The 23,173-nt window shown below is 71.9% G+C and carries 24 protein-coding genes and 1 riboswitch; of the genes, 13 read left to right on the forward strand and 11 right to left on the reverse strand.

Annotated features, from left to right (window positions below; all coding sequences use genetic code 11):
* Positions 1 to 108 precede the first annotated feature (108 nt).
* The 5 genes from cobM to QSK30_RS18915 are packed head-to-tail and all read right to left on the reverse strand — an operon-like array spanning position 109 to position 3,899.
* Positions 109 to 852 carry a precorrin-4 C(11)-methyltransferase gene (gene cobM / locus QSK30_RS18895; protein WP_285504479.1) on the reverse strand — a complete coding sequence of 248 codons (744 nt, stop codon included), beginning with the start codon at positions 850 to 852 and terminating at the stop codon, positions 109 to 111.
* On the reverse strand, positions 849 to 2,570 hold the full coding sequence (gene cbiE / locus QSK30_RS18900; protein WP_352231595.1) for a precorrin-6y C5,15-methyltransferase (decarboxylating) subunit CbiE: 1,722 nt from the start codon (positions 2,568 to 2,570) through the stop codon (positions 849 to 851). The genes cobM and cbiE overlap by 4 nt, the downstream gene beginning before the upstream one ends.
* Positions 2,571 to 2,603: 33 nt before the next feature.
* The gene (locus tag QSK30_RS18905; RefSeq protein WP_285504481.1) at positions 2,604 to 2,813 is read right to left on the reverse strand and encodes a DUF397 domain-containing protein; all 210 of its coding nucleotides are present in this window, start codon (positions 2,811 to 2,813) and stop codon (positions 2,604 to 2,606) included.
* 2 nt (positions 2,814 to 2,815) lie between these two features.
* Positions 2,816 to 3,028 (reverse strand): DUF397 domain-containing protein, encoded by a 213-nt coding sequence (locus tag QSK30_RS18910; RefSeq protein ID WP_285504483.1) that lies wholly within the window; start codon positions 3,026 to 3,028, stop codon positions 2,816 to 2,818.
* Positions 3,029 to 3,032: 4 nt separating this feature from the next.
* Positions 3,033 to 3,899: a helix-turn-helix domain-containing protein gene (locus tag QSK30_RS18915; protein WP_285504484.1), complete on the reverse strand. Its 867-nt coding sequence runs from the start codon at positions 3,897 to 3,899 to the stop codon at positions 3,033 to 3,035.
* Positions 3,900 to 4,037: 138 nt separating this feature from the next.
* Here QSK30_RS18915 and QSK30_RS18920 point away from each other — a divergent pair, with 138 nt between their 5' ends.
* The 4 genes from QSK30_RS18920 to QSK30_RS18935 all read left to right on the forward strand — a co-directional run bounded on the left by QSK30_RS18920 (position 4,038) and on the right by QSK30_RS18935 (position 8,588).
* Entirely contained in the window at positions 4,038 to 4,325 is a 288-nt protein-coding gene (locus QSK30_RS18920; RefSeq protein ID WP_285504486.1) for a hypothetical protein, read from the forward strand.
* Positions 4,326 to 4,387: 62 nt separating this feature from the next.
* A riboswitch (cobalamin riboswitch) is annotated at positions 4,388 to 4,513 on the forward strand.
* Between the two features lie 54 nt (positions 4,514 to 4,567).
* Positions 4,568 to 6,607 (forward strand): putative cobaltochelatase, encoded by a 2,040-nt coding sequence (locus tag QSK30_RS18925; RefSeq protein WP_285504487.1) that lies wholly within the window; start codon positions 4,568 to 4,570, stop codon positions 6,605 to 6,607.
* 11 nt (positions 6,608 to 6,618) lie between these two features.
* A complete protein-coding gene (cobO, locus tag QSK30_RS18930; protein WP_285504488.1) occupies positions 6,619 to 7,233 on the forward strand; it encodes a cob(I)yrinic acid a,c-diamide adenosyltransferase in 615 nt (204 codons plus the stop codon).
* Complete coding sequence (locus tag QSK30_RS18935) at positions 7,227 to 8,588, forward strand: cobyrinic acid a,c-diamide synthase CobB (protein WP_285504489.1); 1,362 nt, start codon at positions 7,227 to 7,229, stop codon at positions 8,586 to 8,588. The genes cobO and QSK30_RS18935 overlap by 7 nt, the downstream gene beginning before the upstream one ends.
* On the opposite strand, the gene QSK30_RS18940 is transcribed toward QSK30_RS18935, so the two are convergent.
* Entirely contained in the window at positions 8,585 to 8,713 is a 129-nt protein-coding gene (locus tag QSK30_RS18940; protein WP_285504490.1) for a hypothetical protein, read from the reverse strand. The two genes, QSK30_RS18935 and QSK30_RS18940, sit on opposite strands and share 4 nt — an antisense overlap.
* 170 nt (positions 8,714 to 8,883) lie before the next feature.
* On the opposite strand from QSK30_RS18940, the gene QSK30_RS36920 reads away from it, so the two are divergent.
* Entirely contained in the window at positions 8,884 to 9,057 is a 174-nt protein-coding gene (locus tag QSK30_RS36920) for a S26 family signal peptidase (protein ID WP_352231596.1), read from the forward strand.
* A gap of 742 nt (positions 9,058 to 9,799) precedes the next feature.
* Here the strand turns inward: QSK30_RS36920 and QSK30_RS18945 are convergent.
* Positions 9,800 to 10,603 carry a CbtA family protein gene (locus QSK30_RS18945; RefSeq protein ID WP_285504491.1) on the reverse strand — a complete coding sequence of 268 codons (804 nt, stop codon included), beginning with the start codon at positions 10,601 to 10,603 and terminating at the stop codon, positions 9,800 to 9,802.
* Positions 10,594 to 10,797, reverse strand: coding sequence for a CbtB domain-containing protein (locus tag QSK30_RS18950; protein WP_285504492.1), 204 nt, complete (start codon positions 10,795 to 10,797; stop codon positions 10,594 to 10,596). The genes QSK30_RS18945 and QSK30_RS18950 overlap by 10 nt, the downstream gene beginning before the upstream one ends.
* A 230-nt stretch (positions 10,798 to 11,027) precedes the next feature.
* Between QSK30_RS18950 and QSK30_RS18955 the strand changes: the two genes are divergently transcribed.
* The 6 genes from QSK30_RS18955 (at position 11,028) to QSK30_RS18980 (ending at position 18,492) form a co-directional block, all read left to right on the forward strand.
* Positions 11,028 to 11,594 (forward strand): histidine phosphatase family protein, encoded by a 567-nt coding sequence (locus tag QSK30_RS18955; protein ID WP_285504493.1) that lies wholly within the window; start codon positions 11,028 to 11,030, stop codon positions 11,592 to 11,594.
* A 438-nt stretch (positions 11,595 to 12,032) separates the two neighbouring features.
* Entirely contained in the window at positions 12,033 to 13,817 is a 1,785-nt protein-coding gene (locus QSK30_RS18960; protein WP_285504494.1) for a sensor histidine kinase, read from the forward strand.
* On the forward strand, positions 13,814 to 14,470 hold the full coding sequence (locus tag QSK30_RS18965; RefSeq protein ID WP_285504495.1) for a response regulator: 657 nt from the start codon (positions 13,814 to 13,816) through the stop codon (positions 14,468 to 14,470). The genes QSK30_RS18960 and QSK30_RS18965 overlap by 4 nt, the downstream gene beginning before the upstream one ends.
* 154 nt (positions 14,471 to 14,624) lie before the next feature.
* Positions 14,625 to 15,839, forward strand: coding sequence for a UDP-N-acetylglucosamine 2-epimerase (locus tag QSK30_RS18970; RefSeq protein WP_285504497.1), 1,215 nt, complete (start codon positions 14,625 to 14,627; stop codon positions 15,837 to 15,839).
* Between the two features lie 57 nt (positions 15,840 to 15,896).
* Positions 15,897 to 17,114, forward strand: coding sequence for an MFS transporter (locus QSK30_RS18975; RefSeq protein WP_285504498.1), 1,218 nt, complete (start codon positions 15,897 to 15,899; stop codon positions 17,112 to 17,114).
* Between the two features lie 22 nt (positions 17,115 to 17,136).
* Positions 17,137 to 18,492 carry a GH1 family beta-glucosidase gene (locus QSK30_RS18980; protein ID WP_285504500.1) on the forward strand — a complete coding sequence of 452 codons (1,356 nt, stop codon included), beginning with the start codon at positions 17,137 to 17,139 and terminating at the stop codon, positions 18,490 to 18,492.
* Positions 18,493 to 18,976: 484 nt separating this feature from the next.
* On the opposite strand, the gene QSK30_RS18985 is transcribed toward QSK30_RS18980, so the two are convergent.
* On the reverse strand, positions 18,977 to 19,975 hold the full coding sequence (locus QSK30_RS18985) for a beta-ketoacyl-ACP synthase 3 (protein WP_285504603.1): 999 nt from the start codon (positions 19,973 to 19,975) through the stop codon (positions 18,977 to 18,979).
* Positions 19,976 to 20,182: 207 nt separating this feature from the next.
* On the opposite strand from QSK30_RS18985, the gene QSK30_RS18990 reads away from it, so the two are divergent.
* Together QSK30_RS18990 and QSK30_RS18995 are read left to right on the forward strand one after the other, a co-directional pair.
* Positions 20,183 to 20,857 carry a class I SAM-dependent methyltransferase gene (locus QSK30_RS18990; protein WP_285504503.1) on the forward strand — a complete coding sequence of 225 codons (675 nt, stop codon included), beginning with the start codon at positions 20,183 to 20,185 and terminating at the stop codon, positions 20,855 to 20,857.
* A 234-nt stretch (positions 20,858 to 21,091) separates the two neighbouring features.
* Positions 21,092 to 21,754 carry a discoidin domain-containing protein gene (locus tag QSK30_RS18995; RefSeq protein ID WP_285504505.1) on the forward strand — a complete coding sequence of 221 codons (663 nt, stop codon included), beginning with the start codon at positions 21,092 to 21,094 and terminating at the stop codon, positions 21,752 to 21,754.
* Between the two features lie 90 nt (positions 21,755 to 21,844).
* Here the strand turns inward: QSK30_RS18995 and QSK30_RS19000 are convergent, their stop codons facing one another.
* Together QSK30_RS19000 and QSK30_RS19005 are read right to left on the reverse strand one after the other, a co-directional pair.
* Positions 21,845 to 22,045 carry a hypothetical protein gene (locus QSK30_RS19000; RefSeq protein WP_285504506.1) on the reverse strand — a complete coding sequence of 67 codons (201 nt, stop codon included), beginning with the start codon at positions 22,043 to 22,045 and terminating at the stop codon, positions 21,845 to 21,847.
* Positions 22,046 to 22,277: 232 nt separating this feature from the next.
* A complete protein-coding gene (locus tag QSK30_RS19005; RefSeq protein WP_285504508.1) occupies positions 22,278 to 23,135 on the reverse strand; it encodes a 3-hydroxybutyryl-CoA dehydrogenase in 858 nt (285 codons plus the stop codon).
* Positions 23,136 to 23,173 lie beyond the last annotated feature (38 nt).

Raw genomic sequence — 23,173 nt, forward strand, 5'->3', positions numbered from 1 at the left:
AGTGGGCTCGGCGCCCGTGGCGATCGGCGGATAGGCACAGTGAGGTCGAGCGCGGTGAATTTGGCCGTGGAGCCCGGCACCCGTGGCGATCGGCGGGGCGGGGCGGGCTCACGGGCGCTCGCGCTCGGTCGAGTAGAGGTGGCTCTCGCAGAAGCCGCCGGGGTCCAGGACCCGGCCCACGATGATCACCGCGGTGCGGCGGACACCGGCGGCCTGGACCTGCTCGGCGATGTCGGCCAGGGTGCCGCGCAGCACCACCTCGTCCGGCCGGGAGGCGTAGGCGACCACCGCGACCGGGCAGTCCGCGCCGTAGTTGGGGAGCAGCTCGGCGACGACCTCGTCGATCCGCTGGACGGCCAGGTGCAGCACCATGGTGGCGCCGGAGCGGCCGAGTGAGGTGAGGTCCTCGCCGGGCGGCATCGGCGTCGCGCGGGCCGAGGTTCGGGTGAGCACCACGGTCTGGCCCACCGCGGGCACGGTCAGCTCGCGACGCAGGGCCGCCGCGGCGGCGGCGAAGGCGGGGACGCCGGGGGTGACGTCGTAGGGGATGCCTGCCGCGTCGAGCCTGCGCATCTGCTCGGCCATGGCGCTGAAGACCGAGGGGTCCCCCGAGTGCAGCCGGGCCACGTCGTGACCGGCGGCGTGGGCGGCGACCAGTTCGGCGATGATCTCGTCCAGGGTGAGGTTCGCGGTGTCGACCTTGCGCGCGCCGGGCGGGCACACGGCCAGCAGCTCGACCGGCACCAGCGCACCCGCGTACAGGCAAACCGGCGACCGGGCGATGATGTCGCGCCCGCGCACGGTGATCAGGTCGGCCGCACCGGGCCCCGCCCCGATGAAGTGGACTGTCATGCGCGCTCCTGGGTAAGGGGATCGATAGCGGGATCGGCGGCGGATTCCCCGGACGACGCGGTAGTCGGCGGGCTGGCCGATCGAGCACCCGCCACCCCGCGCGACCGGGCGGCGGGCCAGCGGCCCGCTCGAGGACTCGGACCGGTGGGCGGCTCGAGAGCCGGTGTCGAGACCGGTTGGACAGCGGCCGCACCCGTCGAGCCCGCGCGCAATCCAGCACTCGGACCGGTGGGCGGCTCGAGAGTCAGGTGGCCGACCGCCATACCAGTCGAGCCCGCGCATGATCCAGCAGCCGGACCGATGGGCGACACGAGAACTGATCTTGAGACCGGTTGGACAGCGGCCGCACCGGCCGAGCCCGCGCGCGGTTCAGCAGCCGCACCCGTGGGCCGTTCGAGAGCCGGCGTCGAGACCGGTTGACCGGCCGCCGCACCCGTCGAATCCGCGGTCGGACCAGCGGCCGGGCCGGCGGGTGACACGAGAGCTGGTGGCGAGACCGGTTGGCCGGCAGCCGCACCTGTCGAGCCCGCGGTCGGTCCGGTAGTCGGAGTGGTGGTGGGCTTGGTGGCCGACCACTGGGTGACCGGCATCATCGGGCGCCACCCGGTGAACCCGCCGACCGGTGCGGCGCGGCTGACCGATAGTCGGACCAGGTCGCCGCCGACCTGGCGGTGCCACTGGGTGATCAGTGACTCGGACTCCACCGTCACCGCGTTGACCACGATCCGGCCACCGGGTGGGAGGGCTGCCCAGCAGGCGGGAAGCACGCCGTCGGCCGTCACGCCGCCGCCGATGAAGATCGAGTCCGGGGTGTCCAGATCGGCTAGGGCGGCCGGGGCGGCATCCCTGACCACGCGCAAGCCGGGAACGCCCAGGCGAGCGGCGTTGCGCTCGACGCGGTCGGCCCGGTCGGCGCGCGGTTCGACCGCCACGGTCCGGCAGGACGGGTGGGTGCGTGACCACTCGATGCCGATGCTGCCCGAGCCCGCGCCCACGTCCCACAGCAGCAGTCCGGGGGCGGGCGCCAGCGCGGCGAGGGTGATGGCCCGGATCTCGCGTTTGGTGATCTGGCCGTCGTGCTCGTAGGCGTCGTCCGGTAGGCCCGGCACCCTGGGCAGGCCGCGCGGACCCACGCACTCGATGGCCACCACGTTGAGGTCGCCCGCGTCCGCCGCCGTGCTGATCCGTTCGGCGGGGTCGCCCAAGTCGTTGAGCACGGTAAGAGTGCTGTGCTCGAACCCGCGCTCCCGTAGCAACGCCTCAACAGCGGTAGGCGTACCGGAGTTCTCGCTGAGGACCAGTACACGACGCCCGTGGTGCAGGACGGCGTGCAGTCGGTCGAGTGGTCGGGCGACCGCGCTGACGACCTCGACGGACTCGACCGCCCAGCCCAAGCGCGCGCAAGCCAACGAGACCGACGACGGGTGCGGCAGGACGCGAACCTCGGTGAACCGACTCAGCGTGGTGCCGATGCCGTAGAACATCGGATCGCCGCTGGCCAGCACGCACAACGCCCGACCCTCGTGCGCGGCGAGCAGGCCGGGAATCGCGGGCACCAGCGGCGACGGCCATTCGACCCGCTCGGCCCCGACCGACGCGGGCAGCAGGTCGAGCTGACGGGCACTGCCGACCACGACCTCGGCCGCGGCCAACAGCGCCCGCTGGGCGGACCCGAGTCCGGCCCACCCATCAGCTCCGATACCCACCACGGTGACCACGGACGGACACGATAGCCGCGCCCGGACACCGACCTACGCGGACGCGTCGCCCTTCAGCGTGGCGACCAGCGACCCGAACCCGACGGCACTCAACCGCAGCACCGCACCGGCCGGACCACCCTTGCTGTCCCGCACGAGCGGCACCGCACCCGCGAACGCCACCTCGACACAGTCAGTGGTGTTGCCATCGCCGCCGGCGCCACTGCTCCGGCTCGACTTCCGCCACACCAGGCCCGCGCTCACAGTCACCTCCCGTGCTTCAGGTCCGCGACCAACGCCGCGAAGCCAGACGGGCTCAAGCGCAGGCACTCGCCGTCTGGACCACCCTTGCTATCCCGAACCAGCGACACCGTGCCCACGAACGCCACCTCGACACAGTCATTGGTGTTGCCGCTGCCGCCAGCACCGCTGCTTCGGCTCGACTTCCGCCACACCACACCTTCAAGGCTCCCACTCATGGATTCACCCTCTTGTAGACGCGTATGTGCGTGCCGCTTCCAGGATAAGCGCCTTGGAAGCAGGCAAGCTGAGCGCTGCGACCCGCTTGCGCTCCCAAGCGACCCGGTACGGCTCCGTGGCGGCCGTTCGGTCACGGAAGAACGCTTCGCCATGGCTGTCGACACGTACCCGGTCGGTGGCGGGGTCGTCGTCGAGCCGGATGAGCAGGAACGAGCTGCCCATGCCCGGGTAGGCGCCTTCCTCGATCGGCTGGATCTGGATCTCGACGTTCGGCAGGTCGCACAAGCCCGCCAGGTAGACCAATTGGTCATGCATGACCTCCGGGCCACCGACCGGCAGCCGCAGGGCGAACTCGTGGATCACCGCACGCACCGTGGGTGGGTTCTCCTTCACCAGGCTGTCCTGCCTGCCCTTGCGCACGTTCATCAACTCGCTCATGCGGCCCTCGGACACGCGCTCGCCAGTGGACTCAAAGAGGGCTCGGATGTAGCCCTCAGTCTGGAAGTGGGCAGGGACCAGGTCGATGTGCACCATCAGGATCTCGGTGGCCTCGGTCTCCAACTCCAGGAGCGCCCGCGTCTTCACGCTGACGAAGGCCGGGAAGGTGCCCTTGTTGGTCCTGGTCTGCTTGGCGAGTTCGAGCAGGCCGTGGAGTTCGTCGTCGGTCAGGTCGTAGGCGCCTGCCAGGACCTTGAGCTTGGCGCGGTCGACCGGGGCCTCGCCCTTCTCGATCCGGCCCATGGTCACGGCGCTGACGTCGATCAGCTCGTTGACGTCCTCGATCCGCGCGTAGCCCGCCCGGGTGCGGAAGCTGCGCAGTGCCGCGCCCAGCTCACGCCGGTTGCCGCTGACCGTTCGCTTTGTCGTCATCGCTGGTGGATCCCCTGTTCGAGTGAAAATTGCAGCTTCAGATTGAAGCTCCCCGAAGAGTTGCTACGGTCGCGGTGCTAGAAACTTCAGATAGAAGTTACAAGACCAACTAACCTACAAGACACAGGGGTGTACCGCATGTCTTACGCATACGCACTGGTCAAGCGGCGCGGCGAGGGCCAATACCGGTGGCCCGAGCGGATCCAGCTCGACCGATGCGCCGAAGCGACCATCGGAGAACTAGTCGTGGGTTTGCGCGACTGGGCGAGTGAACAGCTCCACGCAGCCATTTCGACTGACAACGGAGAGTACACGGCCTATCTCGTGGCGTTGACAGTGGGGGATGATTTCGACCCCGATGAGGCCCTCCACCAGGAGAACCTCGTGTGGTTCCACGGCTGCGAGCATGTGCCGGTAAACACCTGAGCAGTGGTTGGTCGGCCGGCCCGCCATCTGCGACGATGCGAGACGACCAAGCAGGGTGTGCGAGGAAACCGGTGCGAGTCCGGTGCGGTCCCGCCACTGTGACCGGGGAGCGCCACTCCCCCGCGCGCCACCGGGGCACCCGCCCCGGGAAGGCCGGAGCGGCGCGTCAATCCGGGAGCCAGGACACTCCGCCCTGCCGTGAGTGACCGACCCGGGCGCGGACCCGGAGTGAGGATCGCGGCGTGCCCCAGCCTGCCCTGCGCCCGGTAGCCACCGGATACCCCTTCTCAGCCGTCGTCGGCCACGCCGACCTGCGCCTCTCCCTGCTGCTCAACGCCGTGCACCCGGCGATCGGCGGGGTCCTGGTCCGGGGTGAGAAGGGGACCGCCAAGTCCACCGTGGTGCGGGCGCTGGCCGCCCTGCTGCCCGCCGCGGCCGTGGTGGCGGGGTGCCGGTTCTCCTGCGACCCGACCCGCCCGGACCCGGCCTGCCCGGACGGCCCGCACACCGCCCCCGAGTCCGACACCCGGCCGGCCCGACTGGTGGAACTACCCGTTGGAGCTACCGAAGACCGCCTGATCGGGTCACTCGACCTGGAGCGCGCGCTCACCGAGGGTGTTCGCGCGTACCAGCCGGGTCTGCTGGCCGCCGCGCACCGCGGTGTCCTCTACGTCGACGAGGTCAACCTCCTGCACGACCACCTGGTCGACCTCCTGCTCGACGCCGCCGCGATGGGCCGGGCACATGTCGAGCGCGAGGGCGTCTCCGTGTCGCACGCGGCGTCGTTCCTCCTGGTGGGGACCATGAACCCCGAGGAGGGCGAGCTGCGCCCGCAGCTGCTCGACCGGTTCGGGCTGACCGTCGAGGTCCGGGCGGCGCGGGACGTCGACACCCGCACCGAGGTGATCCGGCGCAGGCTGGCGTTCGAGGCGGACCCGGCCGGGTTCGGCGCGGCCTGGGCGGCGCCGGACGCCGAGCTGGCCGACCAGATCGTCACCGCGCGCAAGGCGCTGCCCGAGGTCCTGCTGCCCGACGCCGAGCTGCGCCGGATCGCGGCAGTGTGCGCGGCCTTCGACGTCGACGGCATGCGCGCCGACCTGGTCGTCGCCCGCACCGCCGTCGCGCACGCGGCCTGGCGCGGGGCGCCCGCCGTCGAGGAGTCCGACGTGGCCGTGGCGGCCCGGCTGGCCCTGCCGCACCGGCGGCGCCGCGACCCGTTCGACGAGCCCGGCATCGAGCAGGAGCAGCTCGACCAGGCACTGCGCGACGCCGCCGAGGAGGCCGACCGCGACCCGGACCCGGACAACACCGATGGTCCCGGCGGCGGCACACCGCCGCCGGACGCCCAAGACTCGGACACTCAAGACTCGAACACGCCGCCGAGCGACGCGCCGACCCCGGGCAACCAAGAGCAGGAAACGCCCAAGGGCGGCGACAACAGCCGCGCGGCCGCCAAGCCAGATGAGGCGTTCCGCGCGCGGACCCTGCAGATCGCGGGCGTTGGTGAGGGTGCGCCCGGTCGTAGGTCGCGCTCTCGCGCGGGGTCGGGACGAGCACTGCGTTCTTCGCCGTCGCAGGGGTCCGGCATCCACCTGGTGGGGACTCTTACAGCTGCCGCGCCGTTCCAGCGCGACCGTGGGCGTAGTGGGCCTGGTCTGCTCGTGCGTACAGGCGATGTGCGCAAGGCGGTCCGGGAGGGCCGCGAGTCCAACCTGGTGCTCTTCGCCGTAGACGCGTCCGGCTCGATGGCCGCGCGCAAGCGGATGTCGGCTGTGACAGGCGCGGTGATTTCCTTGCTGCGTGACGCTTACCAGCGTCGGGACAAGGTAGGACTAGTCACGTTCCGCGCCGGTGAGGCTGAGTTGGCACTACCGCCCACCTCTTCGGTGGAGGCTGCGGTGGCGCGTCTGCGTAACCTGCGCACGGGCGGCCGCACTCCATTGGCCGACGGCCTCTTGCGCGCTCAGAAGACTCTTGCCACTGAGCGGCTAAGAGATCCTCGTAGGCGTGCCCTCCTGGTAGTGGTTACCGATGGCCGCGCGACTGTCGCGGTCAACCGCGGCGGGCGTTCCTCTAACGACCCGATGGCCGATGCCCTGCGCGCGGCGGTCGGTATCGCGGCGGACGGCGTGGCGAGCGTGGTCGTCGACTGCGAGAGTGGTCCGGTCCGCCTCGGGCTGGCGGGCAAGCTCGCCGCCGCGCTCGGTGGCACCGGGCTGCGGCTCGAAGAACTGTCCGCCGACGCCGTCGCGGGCGTGGTCCGCGCCGCCCGCGCAGCCTAGGGAGGACCGCCATGCCACAGGGGAAGCCCACCGTCGTGCCGCAGGACGGTCTCACCACGCGGCAGCGGCGCAACCGCCCGCTGGTCGTCGTGCACACCGGCGAGATGAAGGGCAAGTCGACCGCCGCGTTCGGCCTCGCGCTGCGCGGGTGGAACCAGGGCTGGTCGATCGGGGTGTTCCAGTTCGTCAAGTCGGCCAAGTGGCGCGTGGGCGAGGAGTCCGCGTTCCTCGCGCTGGGCAGGCTGCACGAGCAGACCGGCGAGGGCGGCCCGGTCGAGTGGCACAAGATGGGCGCGGGCTGGTCGTGGTCGCGCAAGGCGGGCACCGAGGACGACCACGCCGAGGCCGCCCGCGAGGGCTGGGCCGAGATCTCCCGGCGGCTGGCCGAGGAGCGGCACGGCGTCTACGTGCTCGACGAGTTCACCTACCCGCTCAAGTGGGGCTGGATCGACACCGACGAGGTGGTCCGGACGCTGGCCGACCGGCCGGGGCACCAGCACGTGATCATCACCGGCCGGGACGCGCCGCAGTCGCTTGTGGACAGTGCGGACCTGGTGACGCACATGACGAAGGTGAAGCACCCGATGGACGCCGGGCACAAGGGCCAGAAGGGCATCGAGTGGTAGCCCGGATCGTCGTGGCCGCGCCCGGCTCGGGCAGCGGCAAGACGACGGTGGCCACTGGCCTGATGGCCGCGCTGCGCGGGCGCGGGCACACCGTGGCGCCGTTCAAGGTCGGCCCCGACTACATCGACCCGGGCTACCACACCCTCGCGGCGGGTAGGCCCGGGCGCAACCTCGACCCGGTGCTGGTCGGGGAGCACCGGATCGCGCCGCTGTTCCGGCACGGCGCGCTCGGGGCGGACCTGGCCGTCATCGAGGGCGTGATGGGGCTGTTCGACGGCCGCATCGGCCACCATGTCGAGGCAGGGGGCTTCGGCTCCACCGCGCACGTCGCCGGGCTGATCGACGCGCCGGTGCTGCTGGTGGTCGACGCGCGGGGGCAGAGCACGAGCATCGCCGCGCTGCTGCACGGGTTCCGGTCGTACCGACCGGGCGTGCGGATCGCGGGGGTGGTGCTCAACCAGGTCGGCTCCGACCGGCACGAGCAGGTGCTGCGCGAGGCGTGCGTGGACGTCGGGCTCCCGGTGCTGGGCGCGGTGCGGCGGACGGTGGCGGTGGACGTGCCGTCGCGCCACCTGGGCCTGATCCCCGCAGCCGAGCACGGCGACCCGGCGACCCGCGCGGTCGCGGCGATGGCGGACCTGGTGGCCGCGTCGGTCGACCTGGACGAGGTCGTCCGGATCGCCCAGACAGCGTCCAGTGTGGATAGTGCACTGTGGAGCGCCTCGGACGAGGTCGAGCCGGTGGCCGGACGGCCGGTGATCGCGGTCGCGGGCGGTCCGGCGTTCACCTTCGGCTACGCCGAGCACACCGAGCTGTTGCGAGCCGCGGGCGCCGAGGTGGCCGTGGTCGACCCGTTGCGCGACGAGGGTCTCCCGCCGGGGACGGCCGGGCTGGTGCTGCCCGGCGGGTTCCCCGAGGCGCACGCGGAAGCGTTGTCCGCCAACGAACCCCTGCGCGACGCCGTGGCCGCGCTCGCCCGGTCGGGCGCTCCGGTGCACGCCGAGTGCGGCGGCCTGCTGTACCTGGCGTCCAAACTGGACGGTCACCCGATGTGCGGGGTACTGGAGGCGGAGGCGTCGATGACGTCCCGGCTGCTGCTGGGTTACCGGGACGCGGTGGCGCTGACGGCATCGGTCCTGCACCCGGAGGGCGCACGGGTCTCCGGCCACGAGTTCCACCGCACCCGCACGCTCCCCCAGCACGGCGAGCGCCCGGCGTGGGTGTGGCGTGACCACGACGGCACCGTGCACCGCGAGGGCTTCCTGCACGGGCGGGTGCACGCCTCCTACCTGCACACCCACCCGGCCGGGAACCCCGCGGCGATCCGTGCGTTCATCGCGGCGGCGGCGGACTAGACGGCCTCAACCGCCTCGGGCACAGCGGGTTCGACCTTCTTCACCTTGCGCTGCGCCCAGGAGGCGGCTATAGCGCCGCCGATCACGCTGAGCAGCGACATGAACAGGTCGCCGAGATCGGACACCGGGAACGCCGCGACGGAGACTGTGACTACGGGTCACAGGTAAGGTGGCCAACGTTAGCGACCACCCGCAAGCTGACCGAAGTCGACCACTCAGCGTACGAGCGGCTTCACCGAAATGAACTCAGCTCACGTTTCACGGTCACTTTCGGCAACATTGAACTCCGGCCAGACTGGACATCGTGGTCCTATCACCACCCGGCCGCGAGGCACCGGTGGTGAAACGGGTGATCGGCGTACCCGGCGACCAAGTCCGTTCGACCGACGGCCGACTATGGCTAAGACTGTGGCCAGTGCAAGAAATCAGCACGCTCCCCACACTCCGCCCATTCCCCGCAGGCACCTGACTCACACTCTCTAACGCGACCCACAGTCTCCGCCATTCACCTTCGACCCACAGCCCAGCACCCCCATGGACCCCTCCGTCGATCGACGACCAACCACCCACAGCACCCCCAATCCGTTCGGGCACAACAGACTCAGCCCCCAGACCAGCCCTCCCCCTGCATTCCATACGCAGCCAAAACACGGCCTGCGATTCTTTGTCAAGGTACTCTTTCCCGCCTTGACAAAGAATCGCAGGCCGTAGTGATAATTGGCGTAGGGGATTCAGGGGCCCACGGGTGGCTACACTCCACAGGCAGCACGTACGCCCCCGATAGCGCATACACATGGGCTGCCCGAGGAAAAGACGGGGGCTCGATCTAGTGAACTCACTTCGCGCGGGGCCCCTAGAGCACCGCGGTGGAGATAAAAGGGCAGGGTAAGGGCATCCCCACCCACGGCAAGTTTAGCGGCACTCTCCCCCCACACGAAGCAAGTCCACCAGATCGAGCATCCGTAACGGGACTTACGTTCCAGCGGAGTCGGCCTATCCGTGGCGGTTGGGTGGGTGGAGGGAAGATCTGTGGCGGGGGCTGCCGCATCAGCGGGCTTGGGATCCTGCCGCGGTTTGGTGGGGCTGGGCATCTTGTCCGTTCAACAGGAGCGGGGTTCAGCTGCGTTGATTGCTGGGTGCCCGTTTCCACCACCAACGCCGGACGGGCCCCGCTCCGAAGTGGAGTGGGGCCCGTCCGATGTGGAGTCGGCTCAGACTGCCTGCGGTTGGAGCTTGGTCAGGCCCCGGTGCAGCAGTGCCGCGAAGACCAGTCCGATGCCCGCCCAGAGCACCGCCGAGGTGCCCAGGGAGGCCACTCGGAAGTCCCACAGGACGTTGCCCGGGAAGCCCTCCGGCACCTCCTGGAAGCTCGGCAGCAGCTTGGCGACCACGGTCACGGCCACCAGGTAGCCGATCGCCGTGGACACCGTGGCCCACCAGCCGCCGATGCGGGGGGTGAGGCGTTTGGCCAGGATCACCGCGGCGATCACCAGGACCAGGGAGATGCCGATCATGCCGAAGAACAGCGCCGTGCGGTCGCCGATGGTCTCCGGTTTGCCCACCGCGGGTGGGTTGGCCGGGTAGGCCAGGAACGGGACCAGCACGACCGACACGTACCCCAGGCCCGCCAGCGTCAACGCCGTCGTGCGCGGGGTGAGTGGACCGATGCGGCCGTAGGCGAACGCGAAGGCGAGGCTGAACAGCCCGCCCAGGCCCAGGCCGTAGGCGACGGCCCCGATGCCGAGTCCGCCGGTGGACTGGAAGGCCCGGGAGACCTCCTCTTCCTCGGCGGGGGCGGTCTCGTCGTGGTGGTGCTCGGCGGGGTCGGTGCCGTGCGTGTGCTCGGCGCCCGCCGATTCCTCGATGGCGATGGCCTTGTCGACCGACGGTTCGCCGAAGGCCGAGGCGAAGCCGAAGGCGAGCAGACCGCCGACCAGGCCGGCCAGCAGGCCCCAGACGAGCAGTGACCGGACGGTCAAGGTCGCCGGGGCCGCCTCGGTGTCGGTCAGTGGCACGGGAAGCCCAGCAGGTGGCGCGCGTCGTGCACGAGCTCGTGCACGTAGGTGCCGTCGAAGATCGCGAGAGCGCCCTGCTCCGCGCCGACGAAGTAGAGGGCGAGCAGGGAGATGATCCCGGCGAAGAGCGCGTACGGCAGGATCTGCCGAACGGGGATGCTCACGGGTGTGGGGAGTGCGACGGCATGCGTCATGGCGGTGCCTCCTGGGGGCTTCACGCGGCCCGGTCGGTGGAGCAGACGATGGTGGAGGGTCTGACTGCGGGCTCGAGGAGCCCGATCACAGTGGCGCGGCCGTGCCGGGGTCTCACCGGCTTCCTTCTACCATCAGGGTCAACTCGGCAACGTATGGGAGTTCACATCGCGGTGTCAACGCGGCCGTTCGGACGGTGGGAAATGTCATTCGGCTGGTCAGAGGAGTGTCGGTGAGCGCCCGGCTGGTCCTGGTGTGCCACGGGGCCACGGCGGCGACCCGGGCCGCGGCCTTCCCGGCCGACGAGGAGTTGGACGCGGCCGCGATCGCCGCCGCGGCCGGGGGGCCGCCGCTGGGGCGGGTGGGGACGGCGCTGCGCGGGCCCGCCGAGCCGTGCGCGCAGACCGCGGCCGCGCTGGGGCTCGACGCGCTGGTCGACGACCGGCTGCGCGACGCCGACTTCGGTGACTGGCGCGGCCGGGCGCTCGACGAGGTGGCCGCCGCCGAGCCGGACGGGCTCACCCGCTGGCTCACCGACCCGGGGGCCGCGCCGCACGGCGGGGAGTCGGTGCTGGAGCTGGTCGACCGGGTCGGCGGCTGGCTCGACGAGCGGCCCGCGACCGACCGGCACACCGTCGCGGTCACCCACCCGGCGGTCGTCAAGGCCGCGCTGGTGCACGCGCTGCGCGCCGACCCGGGCGCCTTCTGGCGGATCGATGTGGCCCCGCTCTCGCGCACCGTTGTGCGCGGTGGACCGGGCCGGTGGACGTTGCGCTGGATTGTCGATGGCGGCGGCTGATCACATTCTTCCCGGAACAGTGCGCCATTTAGGTCGAATTGCGCCGGACAAATCGCCGCTGCCATTTGCGCCGAACAGCCCATCAGACTCCCGTCGTCCCGGTCACCGAAAGCGATGTCCAAATCCCCTGGCCGGGAACCGATGCCGCCAGTCAGGTAACGGAACACCGGCACGCGGTGACCGCGCGGCAGCGGAGCGTGAGCAAGAGCCATAAGGTCACCAACTACCCCACGGGCGTGGGAGCGAGTAACATCATTGGTCATTTCGGTGACATCGCGGCGGCACCCTTGCGTCCGGTGCGAATGTCGTGGACGCTCGACGCACCGATGGCACCGGTCGGATTTCCGTGGTCGGGCGTATCAATCGGACAAACCTGGACGAGGCATTCCGGGAAGCGCGTGGGACGTGCGCACGCGAGGCGGAGAAGGCGGTGGCGCCGTGCTGGAGACGGGCGCGGACACGCCGGGCGACCCGGACCGGGCACCCGGCGGCGAGCCGCACCGCTACCAGCTCTTCCGCGGCCTGGTCGACCGCGCGGCGGCCGCCGAGGTGTCCCAGGAGCGGATGCGCCACCTGCTCGACGCCGTGCTCTCGGTCGCCAGCGACCTGTCGCTGCCGGACATGCTGCGCCGGATCGTCACCGCCGGGTGCGAGCTGGCGGGTGCCCGCTACGGCGCGCTGGGCGTGCTCGGGCAGGACGGCCACCTCGTCGAGTTCACCCACACCGGGTTCACCGCCCAGACCGCGGCCGCGATCGGCGTACTGCCGGTCGGCAAGGGCGTGCTGGGCCTGGTGATCGAGCGCCCCGAGCCGCTGCGCGTGCCGGACCTGTCCGGCCACCCGGACGCGGCGGGATTCCCGGCCAACCACCCGCCGATGACCTCGTTCCTCGGCGTGCCGATCCGGGTGCGCGGCGAGGTGTTCGGCAACCTCTACCTGACCGAGAAGATCGGCGGCCGGACCTTCACCCAGGAGGACGAGGACGTGGTGGTCGCGCTGGCCGCCGCGGCGGGGATGGCGGTGGAGAACGCCCGGCACTTCGACCGCAGCCACCGGCGTGAGCGCTGGCTGCGCGCGACCACCGAGGTCACCTCGGTGCTGCGCACCAGCGTGTGCGCGGGCACCGGGCTCGAGCTGCTCGCCCAGCGCGCCCGGGAAACGGCCAACGCGGTGCTCGCCTTCGTCGCGGTGCCCGCGGGGCCGGAGTTCCTGGAGGTCCGCGCGGTCGACGGGCTGCTCACCGAGGAGCTGACCGGCGCGCGCATGTCGGCCACCGACAGCTTCACCGGCGACGTGTTCAGCACCGGCCGGGCCCGGGTGCTCACCGAGGTCGCCGAGGCCACGCTGAGCCGCTCGGCCGCCACCTTCCGGCAGCTGCCGCCGGGCATCGACGTGCTGGGACCCGCGATGTTCGTGCCGCTGAGCACCGGCGGCCGCCCGGCCGCGGTGCTGATGGTCGCCCGCGAGCACGGCGCCGCCCGGTTCGACGACGACGACCTGCGGATGATCACCGACTTCGGCACGCACGCCGCGCTGGCCGTCGAGTTCGCCGAGGCGCAGCAGGACCGGCAGCGGCTCGCGCTCTACGAGGAGCGCGACCGGATCGCCCGCGACCTGCACGACCTGGTCATCCAGCGGCTGTTCGCGATCGGCCTGGGCCTGCAGGGGCTCAAGCGGGCGCCCGGGCAGCCCGAGGCGGGCGAGCGGCTGACCGGCTACGTCGCCGAGATCGACCAGACCATCCGGGAGATCCGGCGCAGCATCTTCTCCCTGCAGGAACCCGCGAACGGCCCGTACAGCCTGCGCGGCGAGATCCTGCGGGCCATCTCCGAGGCCACCGTCGCGCTGGGCTTCGAGCCCACCGTGCGGCTGGAGGGGCCACTGGACTCGGTGGTGCCCGCCGACGTCGCCCTCGACCTGATGGCCACCCTGCGCGAGGCGCTGTCCAACGTGGTCCGCCACGCGCGCGCGAGCGGGGTGGCGCTGACGGTCTCGGTCGACCGCCTGGCCAGCGGCCTGCGGCTGCGGGTCGCCGACGACGGGCGCGGCCTGCCCGCGGGGATCACCCACCGCAGCGGCCTGGCCAACATGGCCCAGCGGGCCCGCCGGTGGGACGGCACGTGCGAGATCGTTTCCCCCGCCGGGGGCGGGACCAGGGTCGACTGGGGGGTGCCGCTGCGGCGGGACACCCCGGCGGCGAGAGGCCAGGAGGCAGGCGGATGAGCATTTCCGTGTTCGTGCTCGACGACCACGAGGTGGTGCGCCGGGGACTGCGGCAGCTGCTCGAGGTGGAGCCCGACATCGACGTGGTGGGCGAGGCGGCGACCGCCGCCCAGGCGCTGGCCCGGATCCCGGCGGTGCGGCCCCGGGTGGCGATCCTGGACGTGCGGCTGCCCGACGGCGAGGGCGTCTCGGTGTGCCGGGAGGTGCGCTCGGCGGTCACCCCGCCGCCCGCGTGCCTGATGCTGACCTCGTTCTCCGACGACGAGGCGCTCTTCGGCGCGATCATGGCGGGCGCGGCCGGGTACATGCTCAAGCAGGTCAGCGGCGACGACCTGGTCTCGGCGGTGCGCACGCTGGCCGACGGCGGCTCGCTGCTCGACGCCGGGGTCACCGCCACCGTCCTCGACCGGCTGCGCGCGGGCCGCGCGGAGGACCCGCGCTACAGCACGCTGAGCCCGCAGGAGCGCAAGATCCTCGACCTGATCGCCGAGGGCATGACCAACCGGCAGATCGCGGGCGCGCTGTACCTGGCCGAGAAGACGGTCAAGAACTACGTGTCCACGCTGCTGCACAAGCTCGGCTTCGACCGCCGCACCGAGGCCGCGGTGTACGCGACCCGGCTGCACAACACCCAGCGCGGCACCGAGTCCTGACGCCCCGCGTGTCAGTGGGCACACGAAAGCTACCGCCGGTAACGTCTCAGGGGTCTCGCGCTATACCGCAGAGAAGAGACGGGGAATCCAGCGGGGTGCTCGGCGACGAACCACCCCCGTTCACCCGGTCACCGAGACGGCGGAAGGGGTGTGTGTGCCCGTGCCGAACACCCTGGTACCGCTGCCCGTCCCGACCGAGCCCGGTCGGGTGCCCGAGGTGCTGCTGGTCGTCGGCGACGCCGCGGCGGCGGTGAAGCTGGCCCCGCTGGCCACCGCGATGCGCGACCGCAGGCGGATCCGGCCGGTGGTCCTGGCCTGCGGCGACGGCGCGGCGGCGGCCACCGAGGTGCTCTCCGCCTTCGGCATCGCCACCGACGTGCTGGTGGAGCTCTCCCGCGACGGCCAGGAGACCAGCCGGGCGGCCGCGCAGCTGCTGGCCGGGTTCGACCACGCCCTCGCCGACCGAACCCCGGACGCGGTGCTCGTGCAGGGCGACTCGGCCACCGCGTTCAGCGCCGCGATGGCCGCGTTCTGGCGGCGGCTGCCGGTGATCCACCTGGACGCGGGTGTGCGCTCCTACGACCTCACCGAGCCGTTCCCGCAGGAGGGCCACCGCAGGCTGATCGCGCAGGTGTGCTCGCTGCACCTGGCGTCCACTCCGGACGCCTCGGCGAACCTCGCCGACGAGGCGCACGCCGGTCCCAAGGTCGTCACCGTCGGGAGCACCGCCGTCGACGCCGGGTTCGACGCGCTGGACCGGCACCTGCGCCACCGCGACGAGCGGGTGCAGGCGGTCGAGGACGCCGTCGTCGCCGGGGACGTCCGGCTGGCGCTGGTCGTGCTGGACGCGGCCCGCTGGAGCCCCGAGTCCGCCGCACAGCTGCTGCACGGGGTCGCCGACCTGGTGCTCGCGTGCCCGGACCTGGAGGTCGTGCTGCCCGCCCCGCGCGGGCCGCTGCGACACCTGGCCTACGAGATGCTGGGCAGGCTGGTCCGGGTGACGATCACCGACCCGCTGCCGCTGCCGGAGCTGGTGTGCCTGCTCTCGGTCGCGGCCGCGGCGGTGACCGACTCGGCGACGCTGGCCGAGCAGGCGCCCAGCTTCGGCGTGCCGACGCTGGTGGTCGGCGGCGAGCCCGGGTCCTGGGCCGAGCCGGAGCGCCCGGGCTACCCGTGGACGGCCGGGCCAGACCGCGCGGTGGTGGCCCGGATCGCCGAGAAGCTGGTGCTCAGCCACGTCGAGCGGCTGGCGGTCTCGCCCACCGACAACCCGTTCGGCGACGGGTTCGCCGCGGTGCGCTGCGAGCAGGCCGTGCAGTGGCTGCTGGGCCTGCGCGAGCGGCCGCACGAGTTCACGCCGCGCCCTTGACTGGTGGGGGACGCGCGAAGATCCTGACGTGACCTTTCCTCGCGTCCAGGAGGTGGCATGGCCACGCTCGAGCGGGGCGCCCGGGTGTCCGGCCGCTGGACGGCCGCGCTCTGCCTGGCCACGGTCGCCACCTTCGTCGGCTGGTACGGCCCGCTGCAGATCCTGCTCGGCAAGCAGGCCGACCTGATCGCACCGCTGTCCAAGGAGTCGGTGCTCGCCCTGGTCGCCGGGGTCGGCGCGGCCTGCTCGATGGTGGCGAACCCGTTGTGGGGCGCGCTTTCCGACCGCACGACCGGCCGCTGGGGCAAGCGCGCGCCGTGGGTGCTCGGCGGCGCCGTGGCGGGCGCGGGCGGGCTCGCGCTGCTCGCGGCGGCGGACTCGGTGGCGGGGATGGTGCTGGGCTGGTCGGTGGCGCAGATCGCGTTGAACGCGCCGTTCGCCGCGCTGAGCGCGGCCATCCCGGACCAGGTGCCGGTCGAGCGGCGGGGTACCGCGGGTGGCTACTTCGGACTCGCGCAGACCGCCGGGATCATGGGCGGCACCGGGTTGGCGCTGGTCGGCGGGACTGTCCTGAGTGGATACCTGGCGTGCGCGGTGGCCGTGCTGCTGGGCTCGCTGCCGTTCGCGCTGCTGCGCCACGAGGTGGTGCCCGGACCGCGCCCGCCCTGGGACCTCGGCGACTTCCTGCGCGGGTTCTGGGTGAACCCGCTGCGGCACCGCGACTTCGGCTGGGCCTGGCTGACCCGGTTCCTGATCAACCTGGGCAACGCGGTGGCGCTGCTGTACCTGCTGTACTACCTGCAGGACGAGGTCCGGATCGCCGATCCGGCGGGCGGGGTGTTCGTGCTGACCGCGGTGTACGCGGTGGCGCTGCTGGGCACCGTGCTGGTCGGCGGGGTGCTCTCGGACCGGCTGGGCAGGCGCCGGGCGTTCGTCTGCTGGTCCGGGGTGATCATGTCGGTGGCCTCGGTGCTGCTCGCCGGGTGGCCGACCTGGACCGGCGCGGTGGTGGCCGCGGCGGTGCTCGGGGTCGGCTTCGGCACCTACACCTCGGTCGACTTCGCGTTGGTCACCGAGGTGCTGCCCGCCGCGGCCGACCGGGGCAGGCACCTCGGTGTGATCAACATCGCCAACACGCTGCCGCAGGTGCTCGCCCCGGTGCTGGCCGCGCCTATCGTGGCGCACCTGGGTGGGTACCCCGTGCTCTACCTGACCGCCGCGGCGGTCGGCCTGCTCGGTGCGGTGCTGGTGTACCGGATCGAGTCCGTCCGCTGATCTCGTCGAGAGGATCTCCCGCATGCCGTTCCCCGAGTTCCCGCCGGACTTCCGCTGGGGCGTCGCCTCGGCCGCCTACCAGGTGGAGGGCGCGGTCGCCGAGGACGGGCGCGCGCCGTCGGTGTGGGACACCTTCTGCGCCGAGCCGGGCCGGGTCCGCGGCGGCGACACCGGGGCGGTCGCCACCGACCACTACCACCGCTACCGCGAGGACGTGGGCCTGCTGCGCGACCTCGGCGTGGGCGCTTACCGGTTCTCCATCTCCTGGCCGCGGGTCATGCCCGACGGGGTGGTGAACGCGAAGGGCCTGGACTTCTACGACCGGCTGGTCGACGAGCTGTGCGCGGCCGGGATCGCGCCCGCGGCGACGCTGTTCCACTGGGACACCCCGCAGGCGCTCGAGGACGCGGGCGGCTGGCTCACCCGGGACATCACCGGCCACTTCGCCGACTACGCCGCGGTCGTGGGCGAGCGGCTCGGCGACCGGGTGCGGCTGTGGATGCCGCTCAACGAGCCGATGGTCGTCACCATGTTCGGGTACGCGCTGGGCAACCACGCCCCGGGCAAGACCCTCGGGTTCGAGGCGCTGCCCGCGGTGCACCACCAGCTCCTCGGCCACGGCCTCGCCGTGCAGGCGCTGCGGGCGGCGGGGTGCACCGGCATCGGGATCGCGAGCAACCACGCGCCGGTCTGGCCCGCTTCGGAGTCCGAAGTGGACACAGAGGCCGCGCGGTCGTACGACACGCTGGTCAACTGGCTCTTCGCCGACCCGATCCTGCGCGGGCGCTACCCGGTCGAGGAACTGGCGGTGGCGATGCCCGGCCCGGTGGTGGCCGACCTGGCGGTGATCTCCACGCCGCTGGACTTCTACGGCATCAACTACTACCAGCCCGCCCTGGTCGGAGCGTCCACATCGGACGACGCGGAGGTGGCGGGCGCTTTGCTCCCGCCCGGTTTGCCGTTCGCGCCGCGACCGATCACCGGCTACCCGACGACGGACTTCGGCTGGGCCGTGGTGCCCGACGGCCTGCGCCAGACCGTGCAGATGTTCCGCGACCGGTACGGGGACGCGCTGCCACCGCTGTACATCACCGAGAGCGGGTGCTCCTACCACGACCCGGACCCGGTGGACGGCCGCGTGCCCGACGCCGACCGGATCGCTTACCACGACGGGCACTTGCGGGCGCTGGCCCAGGCGATGGCTGAGGGGGCTGATGTGCGCGGGTACTTCGCGTGGTCGGCGACGGACAACTTCGAGTGGGCGGAGGGGTACCGGGAGCGGTTCGGGCTGGTGCACGTGGACTACGCGTCGCAGGTGCGGACGCCCAAGGACTCGTACCACTGGTATCGGGATGTGATCGCTGGTCGGGCGGTCTGAGGGGGTTCGGGCCGGGTTGCCCCTGGGTTGGCCCTGGTGGGTGTTCGGGTCGTGGGTCCCCTGAATCCCCTACGCCGAGTATGACTACGGGCGGGAGGTGCTTGTCAAGGCGGGACAGATGCCTTGACAAGCACCTCCCGCCCGTGTTTTGGCTGCGTATGGGATGCAGGGGGCGGACTGGTCTGGGGGGTGAGTTGGGTGGCCGGGCGGGAGTGGCGGGGAGGGAGAAGCGACTGGCTCGGTGTGAGAGGCGGGAGGGGCGCGGCTGGCTGGCGGGGCGGGAGTGGCGGGAGGGACGCGAGTCGCGGGGAGGCCAGTGGCGGGAGGGACGCGACTGGCGGGGAGGCTGGTGGCGGGCGTTGTGCCGGGTGTTTGTGGCGGGGACTGGGAGAGGTGAGTGGCGGCGTGCGCGACGGGTCGACTTGGGCCTGGTCGCGCTGGACACCCGATCGTTGCGGTCTACGTGGGCAGGCGCGGTGCCGCGTCAGACCTGGGCTGGGACTCGGGTGGGGAGGCGCACGACCTGGGCGGCGTAGGTCAGGCCCGCGCCGAAGCCGATCAGGAGGGCCAGGCCGCCGGGTTCGGCCTCGCCCTCGGCGAGGAGGCGGTCCATCGCCATCGGGATGGAGGCGGCCGAGGTGTTGCCGGACTCGCAGACGTCGCGGGCGACCACGGCGTTCGGGGCGTCGATCTTGCGGGCCAGGGCCTCGACGATGCGCAGGTTGGCCTGGTGCGGCACGATCGCCGCCAGGTCGCCGGGCCGGATGCCCGCGCGCTCGCAGGCGAGCAGGGCGATCGGGTGGATCTCGGTGGTGGCCCAGCGGAAGACCGCCTGGCCCTGCATGCGCATCCGGCCGTCGGCCGGGATGTGGATCAGGTCGGCGGCCTCGGCGGTGCCGTCGCTGCCCCAGACGATCGGGCCGATGCCGGGTTCGTCGGCGGCCTCCACGACCGCGGCGCCCGCGCCGTCGGCGAAGATGATCGAGGTGCCCAGGTCGGTCGGGTCGACCCAGGCCGACATCTGCTCGGTGCCGATCACCAGCGCGCGCCGCGCCGAGCCCGCGCGCAGCAGGTCGGCGGCCACGGCCATCGCGTAGCAGAAGCCGGCGCAGGCGGCGTTGAGGTCGAACGAGGCGGCCGAGCCGACGCCGAGCGCCTTGGCCACGCCCGCGGCGCGGACCGGGACCGGGGTGCGGGCGCTGCAGGTCGCGACGATCACCAGGTCGATGTCGGCCGCCAGGTAGCCCGCCTGGGTGAGCGCCCGCCTGCCCGCCTCGACGGCCATCGGCTCCATCGCCTCGCCCTTGGCGAAGCGGCGGGACACGATGCCGGTGCGCTCGCGGATCCAGTCGCCGGTGCGGCCGAACCGGGCGGCGATCTCCGCGCTGCCGACGGTGGTGGCGGGCCGGTGCGAGCCGAGCCCGACCAGCCGGGCACCGCCCACCGCGGCGCGCTGGCGCAATGCGATGACTGTCACCGTAATACTGTGAGGAACTACCATCCGGTAGCGCTCGGCGTGTGATGGAGTTCTCACCGAAAGTGTTAACAGCTTTCCTGGTTCCCCGTCAGTAGAACCGATCGGTAACTTGTTCGCCCTGGTAGACACCACCGCGACGAATACCGGAAACCGCCCCGTCGTATTCAAGACACCCGGCCGCCACCGCCGAACGGGATTCGGCAAGATGGGTGGATGAGCAGCGTGAACCCGGATCACGAACACGCCGTGCGAATGGCCACCGCGGCCAATGCGGCGGGCGACAACACCTGGTTCGAGCGCCTCTACGCCGACGCGCGCGCGGGTGCGGGCCCGGAGGTCCCCTGGCGCCGCGAGCAGCCCAACGCGCGCCTGGTGCGCACGGTCGACTCCCCCGGCACCGGTCGCGCGCTCGTCGTGGGGTGCGGCTACGGCCACGACGCCGGCTACCTGGCGGCGCTGGGGTACGCGGTGACCGCGTTCGACCTCTCCGCCACCGCGGTGGCGGCCGCGGCGGAGACCTACGCGGGCGTCGAGTTCGCCGCCGCCAGCGTGCTGACCCCACCCGCCGAGTGGCGGCGGGCCTTCGACCTCGTGTTCGAGGCCTACACCATCCAGGTCTTGCGCGCGGCGAACCGGGCTGCGGCCACCGCGGCGATCGCGGACTTCGTGGCCCCCGGCGGCAGGCTCGTGGTGACCGGCTTCGCGGCGCGGCCGGACGACCCGGCACCGCGGATCGCCCAACCGCTGACGCGCGCGGAGATCGACGCTTTCGCCACCGGTGGGCTGGTCCAGGACGGGGTCGAACTGCTGGCGCCGGACGCGGACGCGCTGCCGGACCGCTGGCACTGGCTGGCCGGGTTCCACCGACCATTGTCCATTGAGGACTAGATCTTCGGAAAACCGACGCGATCGAGATGTTCGACCATCTAGGAACCGGATCGCCCGTGTGGCAACAGTTCCACCTAGTGGATATCTCCACGATGGACAGTCCGTGCCGTCCGGCCAGGTTGGACCGAATGGGAATGACGGCGTCCGATCAGCGGTAGTCAGGACGGCTCCGGACCAGCGATGATCCCTCACCGGCACGGACCTGTTCCGAGCCTGACACGAGAGGAACAACCGGTGCGCCTCCCTGCCAAGCGACACCTCCCGACCGCGCTCGCGCTGGTCGGCCTGGCCGCCCTGGGCGTGATCGTCCCCACCGCGGCCGCCAGCCCGAACGGCCCGAGCAGCTCCCCCACCACCGTAGGCCCCAACGGCGCGTACTCGACCCCGAGCATGAGCGTCCCGCCCAGCTCGCCGCCGACCACGCCGATCCCACCCACCACCACGACGCCGCGGCCGCCGCGCCCCGGCGAGAACTTCGCCCGTTCCGGCACCGCCCTGGCGTCCTCGACCTACGACGGCTACGCCGCGGCCAAGGTCAACGACGGCGACGTGAGCACCGCGGTCGGCGAGGAGCACAGCTGGGCCAACGACGAGTTCCCGTCCCTGGAGACCTACTCCCAGTGGGTGGAGGTCCGCTGGCCCGACCTGCGCTCGGTCGGCCGCATCGTCCTCTACACCAGCGAGGGCTACCAGCTGCGCGACTTCGACGTCCAGGTCCTGCACGAGTCCGGCGGCTGGTGGGACACGGTCAAGACCTACAACTACAACACCGCCACCACCGTGACGGTCTGGCTGCCGCCGCGCAACACCCGCGGCGTCCGGATCGTCGGCAAGGTCGGCCCGACCCGGCAGGTCAACTACGCCCGGGTCAACGAGATCGAGGCCTACGCCTACTGAGCGGGCCGCAGTCACTGTCCACAGTGGAGCAGACGGCGCCCGGGGCGAGCGGCCCCGGGCGCCGGACCCCTGGAATGGCTCGGACGCCCCTCAGAACAGGTATTCGTCAGCCGCTTGGGCGTCGTGCAACGGGCGCACGAGGACGAAGCGGCGACCGACCAGCGCACGGTCGAAGAGCGTGGCGGCGCGCCGCGCGGCATCAGTGTCCCTCGTCCGCTCGGCGTGCCCGAGGACGCGCAACCCGACATCGTTGAGGGCACGCCCGGGATCACCTGCTGCTGGACCGACCATCCCGCGAAGCCTGGAGCACGACAGACGGGTCGAGCGGCCCGGCGACCCGGAGCAGGTTGGCTCGTCCGAAAACTCGTGCCCTCGCTCGGCTTCCGCCCACCGCCGACCTCGCCGCAGGCGCAGCAGCGCGACCATCAGGACAGCGGTCCAGGCGTCCGGGTCGGCCCCCGACCTGAGCGCGCGACACGATCCGTCACGCAGCTCGGCCAGGTCGGACCGTCGATCACCGGGGTCAGTACTGGTAGAAGCCGCGGCCGCTCTTCTTGCCGAGCAGGCCGGCGTCGACCATGCGCAGCAGCAGTGGGGGCGCGGAGTAGAGCTGCTCCTTGAACTCCGAGTACAGCGAGTCCGCGATGGCCTTGGTGGTGTCCAGGCCGATCAGGTCGGTGAGCCGCAGGGGGCCCATCGGGTGGGCGCAGCCCAGGACCATGCCGTTGTCGATGTCCTCGGCGGAGGCGAAGCCGGACTCCATCATGCGGATCGCCGAGAGCAGGTACGGGACCAGCAGCGCGTTCACCACGAAGCCCGCGCGGTCCTGGGACAGGATGACCTGCTTGCCCAGGGCGCCCTCGACGAACGCCTTCGCGCGGTCGCGGGTCTCCTCGGCGGTGAGCAGGGACGGGACGAGCTCCACCAGCTTGAGCACCGGGACCGGGTTGAAGAAGTGCACGCCGATGACCTGCTGCGGGCGGGCGGTCGCCATGCCGAGCTTCATGATCGGGATGGACGAGGTGTTGGAGGCGAAGACCGCGTCCGGGTCCTCGACGACCTTGTCCAGGGTGGTGAAGACCTCCGTCTTGACCTGTTCGATCTCGGCGACGGCCTCGATCGTGAGCTGGCGGTCGGCGAACTCGCCGAGGTCGGTGGTGAAGCGGGTGCGCGCGAGGGCGGCGTCCCGGTCCTCCTCGGCCAGTTTGCCGCTGCGCACGCCGCGGGCCAGGGACTTCTCGATCCGCTGGCGGCCCGCGTCCAGGGCCGCGGTGCTGACCTCGGCGACGACCACGTCCAGGCCCGCCCGCGCGCACACCTCCGCGATGCCCGACCCCATCAGACCCGCACCGACCACACCGACCCGGCTGATCTCGCTCACCCGCACACCCTCACCCTCGTCGACCACGTTGTCTCACC

This window comes from Actinokineospora sp. NBRC 105648 (genome assembly GCF_030269645.1).
GTDB lineage: Bacteria > Actinomycetota > Actinomycetes > Mycobacteriales > Pseudonocardiaceae > Actinokineospora.

Bases quoted from the DNA above. Each gene is read 5' to 3' on its own strand.
- cobM (WP_285504479.1), bottom strand. From the start codon at position 852: ATGACAGTCCACTTCATCGGGGCGGGGCCCGGTGCGGCCGACCTGATC.
- QSK30_RS18910 (WP_285504483.1), bottom strand. From the start codon at position 3,028: ATGAGTGGGAGCCTTGAAGGTGTGGTGTGGCGGAAGTCGAGCCGAAGC.
- QSK30_RS18915 (WP_285504484.1), bottom strand. From the start codon at position 3,899: ATGACGACAAAGCGAACGGTCAGCGGCAACCGGCGTGAGCTGGGCGCG.
- QSK30_RS18920 (WP_285504486.1), top strand. From the start codon at position 4,038: ATGTCTTACGCATACGCACTGGTCAAGCGGCGCGGCGAGGGCCAATAC.
- cobO (WP_285504488.1), top strand. From the start codon at position 6,619: ATGCCACAGGGGAAGCCCACCGTCGTGCCGCAGGACGGTCTCACCACG.
- QSK30_RS18950 (WP_285504492.1), bottom strand. From the start codon at position 10,797: ATGACGCATGCCGTCGCACTCCCCACACCCGTGAGCATCCCCGTTCGG.
- QSK30_RS18965 (WP_285504495.1), top strand. From the start codon at position 13,814: ATGAGCATTTCCGTGTTCGTGCTCGACGACCACGAGGTGGTGCGCCGG.
- QSK30_RS18975 (WP_285504498.1), top strand. From the start codon at position 15,897: ATGGCCACGCTCGAGCGGGGCGCCCGGGTGTCCGGCCGCTGGACGGCC.
- QSK30_RS18980 (WP_285504500.1), top strand. From the start codon at position 17,137: ATGCCGTTCCCCGAGTTCCCGCCGGACTTCCGCTGGGGCGTCGCCTCG.
- QSK30_RS18990 (WP_285504503.1), top strand. From the start codon at position 20,183: ATGAGCAGCGTGAACCCGGATCACGAACACGCCGTGCGAATGGCCACC.
- QSK30_RS19000 (WP_285504506.1), bottom strand. From the start codon at position 22,045: ATGGTCGGTCCAGCAGCAGGTGATCCCGGGCGTGCCCTCAACGATGTC.